13 protein-coding genes are annotated in these 15859 nt (G+C 37.1%); 9 read left to right on the forward strand and 4 right to left on the reverse strand.

All coding sequences use genetic code 11. The features are described 5' to 3' along the window. Position 1: 1 nt before the first annotated feature. From CPT03_RS19565 to CPT03_RS19580, 4 genes are read left to right on the forward strand one after another with little or no spacing between them, the layout of a single operon-like run. Positions 2–514, forward strand: coding sequence for a fumarate hydratase (locus tag CPT03_RS19565; protein WP_245869900.1), 513 nt, complete (start codon positions 2–4; stop codon positions 512–514). A 31-nt stretch (positions 515–545) separates the two neighbouring features. Beyond that, on the forward strand, positions 546–1346 hold the full coding sequence (locus tag CPT03_RS19570; protein WP_099440405.1) for a S1/P1 nuclease: 801 nt from the start codon (positions 546–548) through the stop codon (positions 1344–1346). Then, positions 1346–1783: a low molecular weight protein-tyrosine-phosphatase gene (locus CPT03_RS19575; protein WP_099440406.1), complete on the forward strand. Its 438-nt coding sequence runs from the start codon at positions 1346–1348 to the stop codon at positions 1781–1783. The genes CPT03_RS19570 and CPT03_RS19575 overlap by 1 nt, the downstream gene beginning before the upstream one ends. A 21-nt stretch (positions 1784–1804) precedes the next feature. After that, on the forward strand, positions 1805–2359 hold the full coding sequence (locus CPT03_RS19580) for a DUF1543 domain-containing protein (protein ID WP_099440407.1): 555 nt from the start codon (positions 1805–1807) through the stop codon (positions 2357–2359). 53 nt (positions 2360–2412) lie between these two features. Here CPT03_RS19580 and cphA read toward each other — a convergent pair whose 3' ends face one another. Further along, positions 2413–5028 (reverse strand): cyanophycin synthetase, encoded by a 2616-nt coding sequence (gene cphA, locus CPT03_RS19585; RefSeq protein ID WP_099440408.1) that lies wholly within the window; start codon positions 5026–5028, stop codon positions 2413–2415. A gap of 360 nt (positions 5029–5388) precedes the next feature. On the opposite strand from cphA, the gene CPT03_RS19590 reads away from it, so the two are divergent. The 5 genes from CPT03_RS19590 (at position 5389) to CPT03_RS19610 (ending at position 12828) form a co-directional block, all read left to right on the forward strand. Beyond that, positions 5389–6264: a cyanophycinase gene (locus CPT03_RS19590; protein ID WP_099440409.1), complete on the forward strand. Its 876-nt coding sequence runs from the start codon at positions 5389–5391 to the stop codon at positions 6262–6264. A 1-nt stretch (position 6265) separates the two neighbouring features. Beyond that, positions 6266–7108: an isoaspartyl peptidase/L-asparaginase gene (locus CPT03_RS19595; RefSeq protein ID WP_099440410.1), complete on the forward strand. Its 843-nt coding sequence runs from the start codon at positions 6266–6268 to the stop codon at positions 7106–7108. Positions 7109–7248: 140 nt separating this feature from the next. Beyond that, positions 7249–9780: a phosphocholine-specific phospholipase C gene (locus tag CPT03_RS19600; protein ID WP_099440411.1), complete on the forward strand. Its 2532-nt coding sequence runs from the start codon at positions 7249–7251 to the stop codon at positions 9778–9780. Positions 9781–9833: 53 nt separating this feature from the next. After that, entirely contained in the window at positions 9834–10538 is a 705-nt protein-coding gene (locus CPT03_RS19605) for a hypothetical protein (RefSeq protein ID WP_099440412.1), read from the forward strand. A 103-nt stretch (positions 10539–10641) separates the two neighbouring features. Continuing rightward, complete coding sequence (locus CPT03_RS19610; RefSeq protein WP_099440413.1) at positions 10642–12828, forward strand: carboxy terminal-processing peptidase; 2187 nt, start codon at positions 10642–10644, stop codon at positions 12826–12828. Between the two features lie 76 nt (positions 12829–12904). Here the strand turns inward: CPT03_RS19610 and CPT03_RS19615 are convergent, their stop codons facing one another. The 3 genes from CPT03_RS19615 to CPT03_RS19625 all read right to left on the reverse strand — a co-directional run bounded on the left by CPT03_RS19615 (position 12905) and on the right by CPT03_RS19625 (position 15675). Next, complete coding sequence (locus CPT03_RS19615) at positions 12905–13837, reverse strand: SPFH domain-containing protein (protein ID WP_099440414.1); 933 nt, start codon at positions 13835–13837, stop codon at positions 12905–12907. Between the two features lie 102 nt (positions 13838–13939). Beyond that, a complete protein-coding gene (locus CPT03_RS19620) occupies positions 13940–15052 on the reverse strand; it encodes a CapA family protein (protein WP_099440415.1) in 1113 nt (370 codons plus the stop codon). A gap of 68 nt (positions 15053–15120) precedes the next feature. Beyond that, positions 15121–15675 carry a C40 family peptidase gene (locus CPT03_RS19625; RefSeq protein ID WP_099440416.1) on the reverse strand — a complete coding sequence of 185 codons (555 nt, stop codon included), beginning with the start codon at positions 15673–15675 and terminating at the stop codon, positions 15121–15123. Between the last annotated feature and the right edge of the window lie 184 nt (positions 15676–15859).

Here is a 15859-nt window from a genome sequence, read left to right on the forward strand (position 1 = left end):
AATGAGCAAATACCCATATATGTGGAGATTATTGTTTCTGGCGTTATTGCTCCTGGGTGTATTCTTCTCTTGCAGGAGACTGCCAAATGTACAGGGAGAGGGATCGTCGCTTTTACAAGGGGTTTGGAATCAGGATAGTGTGCAAAATGCTAATCAGCTATTGAATTATACACAGCATAAATTTAAGTTTACCTGCGACTCATTTTACGTAGACATGATTACTCATTCGAAAGCGAATTACTATGCTGATTCCTGTTTTAATAATGGGGTATGGAAAGAATATGCCAAGGGCGTTTATCAGGTGAGATCTGACAGTGTTTTTTTGACTGGCACTTTTACGAAAGCTAACTATAAGCAAAAGATTTCAGGATGTTACCAAATAGGGCAGTACATTAAAATCTTCAAAATTAAATTGGCGGATACTGGTAGATTATTGCTTGAAGGAACAGACAATCAAAGAGAGGTTGATTTAAGACTTGTAGAAAAAATTACTTGTACTCCGCAGAGCTTATAGTGTAAATGCGTGCAATTAAAAATAGATAAATATGAAAATAGCAGGTAAGATTTTTAAAGGGTTTATAGTTTTTTCTATAATAGCTTATATGCCGTTGAGTGCAGGTGCATGGGGAATGCTTGGCCATAGAATAGTAGGCCAGATTGCAGAAACGCACCTGAGTAAAAGAGCAAAGAAAGGGATTAAAGAGATTTTAGGTAATGAGAGCCTGGCAATGGCAAGTAATTGGGGCGATTTTATTAAATCAGACCCTTCTTATAATTATCTCTATAACTGGCATTTTGTAAACTTACCGGCAGGATTGGATAAGCAGGGGGTATATGATTTTCTTGATAAAGATACTGCGGCTAATGTATACAATAAGATTCCAGAAATGGTTTCTGTTCTGAAAAACGAGCAAAGTTCGCCAGAACAAAAAAAGCTGGCAATGAGGTTACTTGTACATCTTGTTGGCGATTTAAATCAGCCAATGCATACAGCACGTAAAGAAGATTTAGGAGGCAACAGAGTTTTTGTTACCTGGTTTGGTGAGAAGTCTAATCTACACAGGGTGTGGGATGAATCATTAATAGAATATCAGCAATTGAGTTATACTGAATATGCTGCTGCTATCAATTATCCTAATAATGAACAATTGAGGGTATGGAGAGACAGTTCTCTTAAAGATTTTGTTTACGGGTCTTATTTAGCCTGCAATAAAATCTACGAAACCACAAAGCCTGAGGATAAATTGAGTTATAAATATAACTTCGACTTTGTAGGTTTGTTGAATGATCAACTGTTAAAAGGAGGCATCTGTTTGGCAAATATCCTTAATGATATTTATAAATAATGAAGATTTTAATGGTTTGCCTGGGTAATATTTGTCGTTCGCCGTTGGCAGAAGGGGTTATGAGGCATTTGATTAACGAGGAAGGGTTAGGTTGGGAGGTTGCTTCGGCAGGAACAGGCGATTGGCATGTTAACCAGCCTGCTGATAGGAGAAGTATTGCTGTTGCGAAAAACTTTGGATATGATATTTCTAAACAAAGGGCTAAACATTTTAACAAACAGATGTTTGATGAATTTGATAGCATCCTTGTAATGGATAGAAATAATTTAAAGGATGTTCAGAGATTAGCTACAAGTGAAGAGCAACGTAAAAAAGTTAAATTGTTTTTAACTGATGAAAATGAAGTAACGGATCCATATTTTGATAGCAATCTTTTTGAACCTGTGTTTTTAGAGATAGAAGCAAGGTGTAAGCAATTGATTGAGGAACTTAGATAGGGTTTTTAATAAAAACATAGTATGGCATCACCTAAATTATTTATGTTGTTGTTGGGTTGTACTCCTTCTGGAAGGCACACTGAACAACATGATGTTTTTTTTGCAATAGGTAATTCATTAAAAGATCTTAAAGAAGAAATTATTGCTTTTTGGCCCGAAGCAAATGGGAAAATACATATTGATGCCTGGCGTGAGGTAACCGAAGTTGATGGATATCAGATAAAAGTGGTAGGCAAAGAGGAAGAGTCGACCAATAAGAAGCTGTTCTTTTTAAATTTGGGTGGCTATAAAGAGGGCGAATTTGATGAACTGCATTATAAGATGTTAACCGTTTCAGATGAAAAGGTAACAGCTATTAAAAGGGCAAAGGAAACAGCATTTTATAAGCATACAGGGTTTGAGGGGGCTACATCACATATTGATGATAAATATGGTGTAGATGTTGATGATGTATTTGAAATTGAAGATATACTTTCAACGAGTATTAAGCAAGAATATAAGCTGCAAATTAGTTTGGCTTCGGGAATGCCAAAAGATGAAATGCATTTGGGATATATTATCCTTAGCAAGCTATAGCAAAACAAGAAGGGCGGGAAATTTTCCCGCCCTTCTTGTTTTGTGGCCTTTTCTTAAACACCAAATTCTTTATCTAAATATTCAGAAACTTTAACAATAGCATTGTCAATAGTATCACTTAAAATGGTAACATATGATCCTGATTTTGCAGTTGCTATAATATATTTCAAGCAATCATTTCCATTATTATTGATAATGATTTCCATGTTTGGCTTTATTTCATGGATTCCGTCTATCAACAGATTAATTATTTCTTGTTGATCACGACCTCTTAGGTATTTCTCCTGACAGATAATGATTTTATCAAACATTTGTGCAGCAATTCGGGCAGTCTCTTTTATGTCTTCATCTCTCCTGTCGCCAGTGCCTGATATTACTCCTACATGTTCGGTTGCTTCAATGCTTTGTAAGTAGGCTTTTATTCCGTTAAAGCCATCAGGGTTATGAGCAAAATCAACCAGGATCTTGAACTCCTTAAATTTGAAGGTATTCATTCTGCCCGGTGTTTGAGCTGCCGAAGGTATAAATGTTTCTAACGACATTCTGATATCTTCGATTTTATATCCCCATAAAAATGTAGCAAGGGTAGCTGCGAGGACATTCTGGATCATAAAATCAACGCTGCCACCAAAAGTCAATGGGATGTGGGTAACCTTCTCTACCCTTATTTTCCAGTCGCCCTTCTTGATAGTGATGTACCCGTTCTCATAAATAGCGGCAATACCGCCTTTTTTACAATGTTCTTTAATAACGGGATTTTTCTCGTCCATGCTAAAATAAGCGACATTGCTATCTGCATTGTTAGCGATTTTTATACAATATTTGTTATCTGCATTAAGTACACTCCATCCGGTTCGTTTTACCGCACCGATTACTACTTCTTTTACCCTGCAAAGATCATCTAGTGTATGGATGTCTGATATTCCAAGGTGATCCTCCTGAATATTGGTAACAACACCGATGTCACACTTGTTAAATCCTAGCCCGGCTCTCAAAATACCTCCACGGGCAGTTTCTAATACCGCAAATTCTACAGTAGGGTCTCTTAAAATAAACTCTGCACTAACTGGCCCAGTTGTATCGCCTTTCATGAGTTTTGTATTTTGCACGTAAATCCCATCTGATGTTGTAAAGCCAACCCTGGTTCCATTGCTTTTAACAATATGAGCGATTAATCTTGTAGTGGTAGTTTTTCCATTGGTTCCTGTAACCGCAATAATTGGAATCCTTGCGTCCTTGCCTGGCGGATATAGCATGTCAATAACAGGAGCGGCTACGTTTCTTGGTAAGCCCTCACTAGGCGCAAGGTGCATTCTGAAACCAGGAGCTGCATTTACTTCTAAAACAACCCCTCCGTTTTCTGGAAGTGGCTGGGTTAAGTTTTCGGCCATGATGTCTATACCACAAATATCTAAGCCAATTATTCTTGAAATGCGCTCACTAATAAAAACGTTTTGCGGATGAACCAGATCTGTAACATCAATTGATGTACCACCTGTACTTAAGTTTGCCGTTGATTTTAGATAAACTGTTTCACCCTGTGGAGGTATAGAATCTAATGTGTAATCCTTTTTTGACAGTAAGTCTAAGGTATCCCTGTCGACCGTAATTTCAGTTAGGACATTTTCATGTCCATAACCTCTTCGTGGGTCTTCATTTTCTTTGTCTATCAATTGCTGAACAGTATCTTGTCCGTTGCCGGTGATATGTGCCGGAACTCGCAGAGCAGCGGCAACCATTTTATGATCAATTACCAGTACCCTGAAATCGTATCCGGTAATAAACCGTTCAATGATTATTCTTCTTGAATAATTCTTAGCATATTCAAAAGCTTCAGTGGCCGCCTCAACAGTTTTGACATTTATAGTGGCACCTCTGCCATGATTTCCATCCAGTGGTTTAAATACCAGTGGGAAGCCTACCTTTTTTATAGCATCGGGAAGGTCCTCGATGTCTGATATGGTTACTCCTTTAGCAACTGGAATAGCAGAATCCTGTAACAGTCTCTTAGTTTCATCTTTATTGCCGGCAATATCAACAGCTATACTGTTTGTCTTTTCTGTCATCGTTGCTCGAAAACGGACCTGATTTTTGCCATAACCCAACTGTACTAAGGAGCTTTTATTTAACCTTATCCAAGGGATATCTCTTGAGATTGCCTCGTCTACAATTGAGCCTGTACTTGGGCCCAGTCTTTCCATTTCTCTAAGCTCACGCATGCGTTGTATATCTGTTTCCAGATCGTATTCATGGTTGTTTATTAATGCTTCAGCAATTTGAACAGAGGCTTCGGCAGCATAAATTCCTGCCTTTTCTTCAATGTAACTAAATACGACATTATAAATGCCTTCCGTTTTGGTTTGTCGGGTCCTTCCGAATCCAGTGTCCATACCTGCCAGGGTTTGAATTTCTAATGCAATATGTTCAATTACATGACCCATCCAGGTGCCTTCCTCAATCCTTGCTAAAAAACCACCAGGTTCGCCCTTAGAGCATCGATGAGTTTGCAAGGTTGGGATCAATTTTTCAATACGTTCTCTAAAACCATCGATAAGGTTGGTAGGCCTCTGCTCCATTTCCCCAAGATCCAGCCTCATCTGAATCAACTTTTTTCTGTTTATCGACCAAATGTTTGGTCCACGAAGCACCTGTATGCCTAATATTTTCATTGGTATAAATTTGTTCTTTAATGATTAAATCCACCTAGCGTTAGTTCTATAACACGCTAAGCTTAAATAAGTTTGTTGTTTACTGTTGCTCTCTTTGAAGAAAATGCCCTTGGCTTTTTACAGCATATTTTTAAAAGTATTTCGAACTTTTACCCGGATTACTTTATGCTTTAAATGGAGAGATTAAAGTATAAAAATTTTCTGAGAATTATGCAGCTGTTAATCCAATTTGTTGTGAATATATTTTGTGTAAATAATTTGGAAGTAAAGTTTAAATAATGAAATTGTTAATAGGGTTAAAATTGCATTACAAATCAATTTTATCTAAGTTTGGCCCTATTGGAAATATAAATATTTAAAATGACTCCGAAGGGTAAATTAATTATTATAGGGGGTGCAATAAATACCGGAAGTTTTACCGAAACTCAGTTCGGGTTGCCCCAAAATATGAACTTTTTTGAAAGGGGTATTTTAAAGAAAATCACTGTTGAATCTGTAAGAGATAGTAAATCCAGATTTGAAATCATTACCACAGCCTCCCTTATTCCAGAGAAAGTTGGAGAAGAATATATAAAGGCATTTGCCCAGCTTGATGTGCATGACGTTGGTGTATTAAATATTAATAGTCGGGAACAGGCTAATTCAAATGAGAATTGCGAGAGGGTTAAGGCGGCTGATGTAATTATATTTACAGGAGGAGACCAGCTTCGCTTGTCATCCATATTTGGAGGGACATCGATTCATCAGATCTTATTAGATAAGTATCAGAATGAACCTGTAGTAATTGCGGGGACATCAGCAGGAGCAGCGGCATCTTCAAAAAATATGATCTATCAGGGAAGTTCCAAGGATGCACTTTTGAAAGGAGAGGTGAAAATTACCGGCGGACTAGGGTTTATCGATGGTGTAATTGTAGATACACATTTTGTCCAAAGAGGTAGAATCGGTCGTCTGTTATATGCTACAGCAAGTAATCCGGGGATTCTGGGTATAGGTTTAGGTGAAGATACAGGATTGTATATTTCGGAAGGAAATAAGATGGAAGCTATAGGCAGTGGAATGGTCATTTTGGTTGATGGCAGAGATATGGCCGATACCAATTTAACAGATGTTGAGATGGGGCAGCCGGTTTCTATTAAAAATATGATTGTACATGTGATGTGTGATGGAGATACCTATAACCTTACTGAGCATAAGTTGACCATTCATCACCCAAAGGTTGTTTCAACAGATTAGGATGAAAGTAATTATACATGGCGGTTTTTTTAGCGAATCTGGTACCAATCAGGAAACAAAAAAGTCAAAGCAACAAGCCTTGGCTTCTATAGTTACCCAAGCCCATAATTATTTGAAAACACATACGGCATTAGAAACGGTAGTTTATGCCGTTAGTTTGCTTGAAGATGACCAATTGTTTAATGCAGGTTTGGGATCCCAGATACAAAGTGACGGTAAGGTGCGTTTAAGTGCATCTTTAATGGACGGTAAAACTCAAAAATTTAGTGGGGTTATCAATATTGAGGATATAAAAAATCCTATTCGGGTTTCTGAGAAATTACTTAAGTATGAAGACAGGGTATTAAGTGGTGAAGGAGCATGTGCTTTTGCGGCCAAAAACGGCTTTGACTATTTTGATCCTATTACCCCCCAAAGACAACAAGAGTACGAGGCAAAATTGAACCAGCAGGAAAGGAAAGGAACTGTAGGTTGTGTGGCATTGGATGCTGATGGCAATATTGCTGCGGCAACTTCGACAGGGGGAAAGGGCTTTGAAATCCCATGCAGAGTAAGTGACTCTGCCACTGTAGCGGGAAATTTTGCAAATCAGTTTGCTGGTATTTCTTGTACGGGTGTGGGAGAAGATATTGTTAATGTTGCTATGGCAGCAAAAATAGTTACTCGTGTAACAGATGGGCTTAGCCTTAAAGATGCTTGTGATAAATCTTTTGCAGAGTTGAAACTTATTGATGGTTTTGCAGGTGTAATAGGGATTTCATCAAAAGGAGAAATTTATCACTTAGACTCTCATCCTTATATGGTATGGGCGGCTTTTGATAATTGTTTAGAAGTATTTCCTTAAGTAATGCATAGTTGCCTGTGGCAACGTAACAGTTATAATACTAAATTTCTTATAGATTAACTACCCGCTAACATTAATTTTAATTTCGTGAGAGATATTTGACCAGTGGCATTTTCACATGAAACTTAAATATTAATGAAATGGATTCACGCAGAGATTTTCTAAGAAAGGTTGCATTATTATCGGGCAGTACGGCTATGACTGCAATTATGCCTTCTGCAATACAACGAGCATTTGCTATAAACCCTGAAATTGGCAGTACATATCTTGATGCTGAGCATGTTGTTATACTAATGCAGGAAAACCGATCATTTGATCACTGTTTTGGAACCTTACAAGGTGTAAGGGGTTTTAATGATACAAGGGCTGTTCAATTGCCTGATAAAAAGCCTGTATGGTTACAAACTGATGCAACCGGTGATACGTACGCTCCATTTAGATTAAACATAAAAAACACAAAAGTTACCTGGATGGGAGATCTTCCGCATTCAAGAGCAAGCCAGGTTGATGCCAATAATTTTGGAAAGTATGATAAATGGTTGCCGGCCAAGCGATCGGGAAATAAATCATATGCAGATATGCCTTTAACTTTAGGTTATTATACCCGCGATGATTTGCCTTTTAATTATAGTATGGCTGACGCTTTTACAGTATGTGATCAGAACTTCTGCTCTGCAATGACCAGTACTACGCCTAATCGTTCATTCTTTTGGACGGGTAAAATTACCCATGATGAAAATGGCATCCCAAAAGCCAACATTAGAAATACAGATTTTGGTTACGGAAATATGCCCTGGAATACCTTCCCTGAATTGTTGGAAGAAAATAATATTGCATGGAAATTTTATCAAAATGATTTAAGCTGTGGCGGTGGGTTTGTAGGAGAGGAAAGATCATGGTTATCTAACTTTGGGTGTAATCTTTTGGAATTTTTTAAGGCTTATAATGTTAAATTTTCTGAGCGATACATAAAGAACTTACAGAAACAAGCGGAGGAGCTTCCTGGTGAAATTAATAAACTGCAGGAAAGGACGCCGTCTAGTGAAGAGGATGGCAAAAAAGCTCTTGAAAGTGTTAGAAAAAAACAGGAAGTACTGGATAATGCAAGAAGCGAGCTTTCAAAATGGAATAAAGAGAGTTATGAAAAACTGTCGGATAAAGAGAAGAGCCTTTACAAAAGTGCTTTCGTGATCAATTCCGGAGATTCTGATTTTCGATCAATTACAGAACTTACCTATAATGATCAAGGTGCAAAGCGAAATGTGACAGTGCCAAAAGGAGATTTGCTTCATCAATTTAGACAGGATGTAAATACAGGGAAATTGCCGGTGGTATCCTGGCTTGCCGGGCCACAAAACTTCTCCGACCATCCAAGTGCTCCATGGTATGGAGCATGGTATGTGTCAGAAATTCTAGACATTTTAACCAAGAACCCCGAAGTTTGGAAGAAAACAATATTCATTGTTACTTATGATGAAAATGATGGTTATTTTGATCATGTTCCTCCTTTTTCAATTTCAGACACCAGGCTGCCCGGAAGCGGAAAATGTTCTGCAGGTATAGAAACTGAAATCGAACATGTACGTTTGGAGAATGAATTGAAACAGGGAATTCCTAAAAATCAGGCCAGAGAGGCTCCAATAGGTCTTGGTTTTCGGGTTCCGATGGTTATTGCATCACCTTGGAGCAGAGGAGGTAAAGTGTGCTCAGAAGTTTTTGATCATACTTCAACATTACAGTTTTTGGAAGGGTTTGTAAATAAGAAATTTAAAAAGAATATCAAGCTTGATAATATAAGCAAATGGCGTCGTACCATTTGTGGAGACCTTACTTCCGCTTTTAGTCCTTATAATGGTGATAAACTAGAAAAGATTGCTTTTCTTGACAGAGATAAAAATGTTGAAACTATATATAATGCTAAATTTAAGGATAGCCCTATAGGATTTAAGAAGCTTTCGGGTTCGGATATTGCGCGAATTGCAAATCAAAAGGCAGGAATGCTGGTACAGGAAAAGGGGATACGCCCATCTTGTGCTCTGCCTTATGAGTTGTATGTTGATGGAGCGATAACTAAGGATGGAACTAATTTTGAAATTGAATTTAAAGCGGGGAATAATATTTTCGACAAAAAAACTGCAGGATCTCCGTTTACAGTTAGTGTACCCGTAAAGTATAATGACGAAACAAGTAAAGATGAAATCTCAAGAAATTGGTCGTTTGCTGTTTCAGCTGGAGATCATTTAAATTACGGCTGGCCTGTTAATGCATTTGAAAACGGAGTGTATCATCTTCGTGTTCATGGGCCTAATGGTTTTTATAGGGAGTTTATTGGAAATGAAGATAATCAACAGATAAAGGTAAATGCCAGCTACGAGTCTAACCGACTTAATCCAGCTAAACTAACTGGTAATATTAAAGTGGATATTGTTAATGCTGGGGCAAAAGCCCAAACAGTTATTATAAGAGACAATAGCTATGGTAAAGGAAGTCAAACCAAATTGGTAGCAGCTGGCGGTAAGGCAAGCGTTGTTCTGGATCTATCAAGATCATACCAATGGTATGATCTTAGCATAAAGCTTGAGGGAAATAATATTTTTGAAGAGCGGTTTGCAGGGAGAGTAGAAACAGGTTTAGAGACCAAAACGGACCCGTTAATGGGGGGTACAGCTTAGCATTGATAAAGATGATATAGGATTGTTTATTACTTTTGTTATATCTTTACCGTATGAACAAGAGTTGGTTAGCAATCATTTTTCTGATTATATCAAATCAAGCAATGACCCAAACCAGTCATTTTCTGCCGCAGCAACCGCCACAGGGAAGTGGAGCTATTAATATTGTAGTATCCAATTTGGAGGAGAACGAAGGGGATATGTATTTTGCTGAGGCTGAGAGAAATGAACGAAATGGAGAACTTAATGAAGCAGTAACCTTATTTGGTAAAGCCGCTTTTGAATATAATAGCGCTAAACAGTTTGTCCGTTATGGGGAAGCCTTAATGAGGTTAAGTAACGTACATTATTTACTGGCCCACTTTAATGAGGCAGAGCAAGTAGTTTTAAATGTTGCATTAAAGAACTATTCAAAGATAGGGAGTAGAAATGGCCAGATGGAATCTTATAGTCAGTTGGGAAGGATTTATCTGGCACTAAATAAACCTACACAGTCTTTATGGTTTTATACTCAGCAAGGAATATTGGCAAAGCAGATAGGTAATAGTTCAGCTTATATTGAATCTGTTTTGGGTGCCGCAAATGTAAAAATCAGGAAAAAGGAGTATGCTTTGGCAAGTAAGGATCTTAACAGAGCTGAACTTTTAGCAAAATCAGCAAATACAAGCGAGTTCAAAAATCAGATAAAAGACGCTAGATCCATGCTTCCGGCTGTAGCAGCTGCCAAGACCACAAAGAAATCGTCAAAAAAGAAATAGTATTTCCAGAACTTTCGTAAGTTTACAGAAAAGAGACAGTATTATTACTGTCTCTTTTCTGTTTATTTATGAAATTGGTATCATATTAGTGTGGAATTATAAAATGGACTTTAAATTAGTAAAAGAGATGTTGAAAAGAATATTATTGGTAACCTTTACCGCCGCTGTACTCGCATGTCATGCATCACCACAACCTCAGCAAATGGTTCAGGGTGTAAGTAATATTGTGCCCGATGAGAAGCAAGCACTGGTTTGTAAGGAAATAGTTACCCTCATAGAAAATTGGAATTATAAAAAAATAAAGGTTAATGACTCAATATCATCCCTGATTTTGGATAAATACATAAAGGATCTGGATCCTTATAAAAATTATTTTCTAGCCTCGGATATAAAAGAGTTTGAAAAATTTAGATATTCATTAGATGATGATTTTAGAGTAGGCAGTTTAAATGCTCCATTTTATATTTTTAATGTATATCTGAAAAGGTATAATGAATGGTTGGCTTATTCAATGAATCAGATAAAGGTCAAATATGATTTCAATCAAAATGATACCTATACTTTTGATCGTGAAAAAATGCCTTGGGCCACCTCTTCTACTGCATTAAACGATATCTGGAAAAAGAAGGTAAAATATGAACTTGTTAATTTGAAAATAGCGGGTACAGCTGAGGCTAAAAATGTTGAAACCCTGACCAAAAGATATCAGAATTTGAAATCTCAGGCTTCTAAAGTTAATAATCAGGATATATTCCAAACGATTATGGATGCTTTTACTGAAACAATTGACCCACATACTAACTATTTTAATCCAACTAATGCTCAGGCTTTCAATGAAGATATGGCTCGTTCATTTGAGGGAATAGGTGCCAGGTTGCAATTGGAAAACGAAGTGCTTAAAATTTCTGAGATTATCCCTGGTGGCCCTGCCTTTAAAAGCAAACTTTTAAGTGCAGGAGATAGAATTGTAGGTGTAGCGCAAGGGAGTGCAGAATTTGAGGATATAATTGGATGGAGGATAGAGAACTCTGTAGCCAAAATAAAAGGTCCTAAGGGAACAAAAGTTAGATTGAAAATAATTCCAGTAGGAATGGATCTTTCTTCTAAACCGGTGATTATTGAATTGGTTAGGGAAAAGATTGTTATGGAAGAGCAGTCTGCTAAAAAGAAAGTGAAAACGATACAGTCTAATGGACAACCATACAAGATTGGGATAATTACAGTTCCTGCATTTTATGCTGATTTTAAAGCCGCAAGGGCAGGAGATCCTAACTATAAAAGTACCACCCGTGATGTAAGATTGTTAATTGATACCCTGAAAAATAAGGATAAGGTTGATGCAATAGTTATGGACCTAAGAGCAAACGGAGGTGGATCTTTGGTAGAAGCAATTGATTTGACTGGTTTATTTATTAATAAGGGGCCTGTTGTGCAGGTTAAAGATCTTAAGGGAGGAATTGAAGTTAATGAGGATACTAATCCTGGTGCGATTTGGGAAGGCCCATTCGGTGTAATGGTAGATAGATTAAGTGCCTCTGCTTCTGAGATTTTTGCGGGAGCAATTCAGGATTACGGACGCGGAATTATTATGGGAACGCAGACTTATGGCAAAGGGACTGTACAGTCGTCAATTGATATGAACCAACTTGTAAACCCTTCAATCCTACAAAGACTTGCAGCTTTAGTAGGTAAAAATGTAGCGTCTGGTGCTGCCGGAAAGGATGGTGTGGCTCCTCCTCAATTAGGTCAGATTAATTTAACAATGGCTAAATTCTATCGTGTAACTGGTAGTAGTACGCAACATAAAGGTGTAATGCCCGATATTGTGTTCCCTTCTGTATACCCGATGGATAAGATTGGAGAAGATACTGAGAAATCTGCATTACCTTGGGACGAGGTGAAGAGATCTAATTTTGTTGCAGTTGCAGACCTTAATCCTATTAAGCCAGAGTTGATCAAGCTTCATCAGGAAAGAATGGCTAAGTCTTTAGATTATAAAATCCTTAATCAGGATATTGCTGACATGAAGAAAAGAGAAAAAGAGGTTTCTATAACTTTAAATGAAGCCAAACTTAAAGCAGAGCGTGATAGCCTTGAAACAAAATCATTAGAAAAAACCAATTTGCTGCGAGCAGAAAGAGGCCTTGCCCCAATAAAGAAGGGAGCCAAAGTTACTAAAGAGGAAAGCTTTGATTTTGTTGAGGAAGAGAGCTTAAAGGTTATGCTTGATTTTATGAAATCTACAAATCCTAAAGATAAAGGCCTTGTTAAAACAGTAAAAGAGTTCTAACATAAGCATCAATTGTAATTGCATAAAATAGGGTATCCAAATCAATGGATACCCTATTTTTTTACTATGCCTAAGATTACTTCTTAATATCAGAGTTCTTTTGTATCTGCATGGCCATCATTTCTTTCATAGTACGATTCATACCTTCTGTAGATCCATCAAGGAAAATAACATTCCCTTCGCTGTTCTCCGCAAACTGTTTAATGGATTCAGTCCACATGGTAAAAAGAATAACAGAAATGTCAAGATTAGCCTCTTCCATTTCCTGTGCAGCTTTAGTCATACCATGAGCAACTTCTGCGCGGAATAGAGCAATACCCTGCCCCCTAAGTTGGGCGGCTTCACGTTCTGCCGCTGCAGCGATCTTAATAGCGTTACCATCTGCTTCTGCGCCTTTTGTTTTTGTTATCAGCAAAGCCTGTCCTTCATTTTCGGCAGCAGCTTTTAAATTGTTTGATGCAACCACACGGCTCATGGAACGCATTATTTCCTCATCAAATGTGATGTCATTAAGCTGAAGGTCTTGTAAATGATAGCCCCAGCTTTCTAAAACCTGATCTATCTGGTGTTTAACATGCTCTACAATTTCGTTTCTCTGGGCAAGTACATTGGCTTGTTTTTGGGTTGCTACATAAGCCCTGATAGAGCCCTCAATTGTACGAATAAGTGCTTGCATCAGGTTTGTAGAGTCAACGAATTTAAAAGCAACGTTTTTGATTGTTTCCTCATCGTGGTTTATTACAGAGTACAGCAACATAGCTTTAAAATAAACATTGGCCTGATCTTGTGTTACAGCCTGGAATGAAAGTTCAACAGATCGGTTTTGTATTGAAATTCTGGAATGTATATTTTCTATCAGAGGTATTTTTAAACTTAGCCCCGGACTTAGTAGTCTTCTATATTTTCCAAAAATGGTAATTACTGCAATTGTACCTTGTTTTACCGTTACAAATGAACTGATTAATATTACAGCTGCGATAAAAAGAATGATGTAAAAAGTGTATTCCATAGCGTTATAATTGGTTAGAATAATGAATAAGTTAAGATACGAACATTTATGTTATGAATGTTAAACTAACTTTTGACTGCGAAAGAATACGAAGAACTAAGCTTACTCTGTTTTTAACTCAATACGTCCATTGCCTGAGAAGCGCAATGAATGGCCTGGAAAGTCGGTATTAGTTAGCCATTGGATCTTTTTAAAGGCTGTATAATTCGTGTCCAGAGTTAAGCGTTTAACCTTATCCTGTTTTACAGAGATAATATCGGCAAGGATAAAATCACCATTCGACTTGATTTTAAGCTGTAGTAATGGAGCAAACCCATTAGGTCCTTTAAGACTGAACATTCCATAGGTGCAGAAATTGCCTAGACTGTAAGCTATGAATTTGTTTTTATAAACCTCTACAGCCCTTGTTACATGAGGACCATGGCCAAGAACTACATCAGCCCCTGCATCTATTACACCATGAGCAAACGCATATACATTACCTCTATTCTCTTCATAGAAGATTTCGTCAGTTTTGGGAACATGTTCAAATTTAGCACCTTCACCACCACCATGAAAGGAGACTATAACAATATTTACCTGCGATTTTAATTTTGCAATTAGAGACTTTGCGCTATCAAGTTTATTAATAGAGACGGTATTTTCATTAGGAGCAAATGCACAAAAAGCATATTTGATACTATCCTTTTCGAAAATTACTGAAGGATGGGATTGTAGTCCTGCATAATTTATATTTAGGGAGTCAAGAATTGCGACTGTCCTTTCCCTACCCTTAAAACCAAAATCACCAACATGGTTATTTGCAATGCTTAATAAGTTGAATCCTACCTTTTTTATAATCCCCGCATATCTTTCAGGCATCCTAAATGCAAAACAACTATTCCCAATAGTATCTTTACATTTTGTAGATTTTCCGCTATTAAGGAAACATCCTTCTAAATTGCCGAATACAATATCTCCTTTTAAAAAGTCAGCTACATTTTTAAAACTGTTTATAGCATCGTCTTTTGGTAAATTAGATTTGTCAGGATAGGCTGATCCAAGCATAATATCGCCAACGCCAATGACGGAAATGGTGTCTTTGTTTAAGGTTAAAGTGTCATTTTGTTTGACGTCCTGAATCAGAGAGGTCTCGGTTGTTGAAGCTGTTGTAGTACAACTTAACAGAGTTAAGCTTATTAGGATGTTAAAAAGACTTATGCTAAGAACTCTCATTTTTATTTTATAAAAAAAGTCTTCCTAAAATATCAGGAAGACTTAATGCGTTATATCTAAATAGAATTTTATTCCTCAATCAGATCATTCTTTACAGCATCAATTATTCTTCCGCCTTTATAAAAATATCTTGAGTAATAAGGTTCATTTAAGTTACTAATTACAACACCACGTGTTGATGAAGCATGTGCAAAGCGGTTATCTCCCAAATAGATTCCGATATGTGTAATGCTTCTGCTTTTTATTTTAAAGAATACAAGATCCCCTTCTTTTAGTTCGTCTTTAGACAATGGATCAACCATGCTAAAAATATCTCTTGAATTTCTTAATATTGTAGTGTTGAAAACTTTATCGTAAATAGCTTTTGTAAAAGCTGAACAATCAATCCCTTTGCTTGTATTTCCTCCGAATCTGTATGGGGTACCAATCCATTCATAGATGAATTTGTAGAGTTTGATGTTAGAAGTTGCGTCGACAGCAACACCCATTACCTGCGAAAAATATTGTGAGGCTAAGTTATCAGGATCTTCTAATTTAGAAGTTTCTTTTGTTTTTGTTTGTGCGTTGAGGGCCGAGAGGCTGCACAATACAATCAGAGAAGACAACAAAAACTTTTTTATCATGTTATACTGTTAAGTTTGGGTAAAAGGCACTTACACTTAAACGTACACCACTAGGGCTTATTGTTTGGATGGCAAACATATGTATTTTACAAATGTTATCCAAATGTCATACACCTAATATTAAAAGTTATTAACATTTTTTGTAACCTTAGTGTGCATTTTACATCATTTTCTTCGATATGTT

The sequence above is a fragment of the Pedobacter ginsengisoli genome (genome assembly GCF_002736205.1).
In the GTDB taxonomy this organism is placed as follows: Bacteria; Bacteroidota; Bacteroidia; order Sphingobacteriales; family Sphingobacteriaceae; genus Pedobacter; species Pedobacter ginsengisoli_A.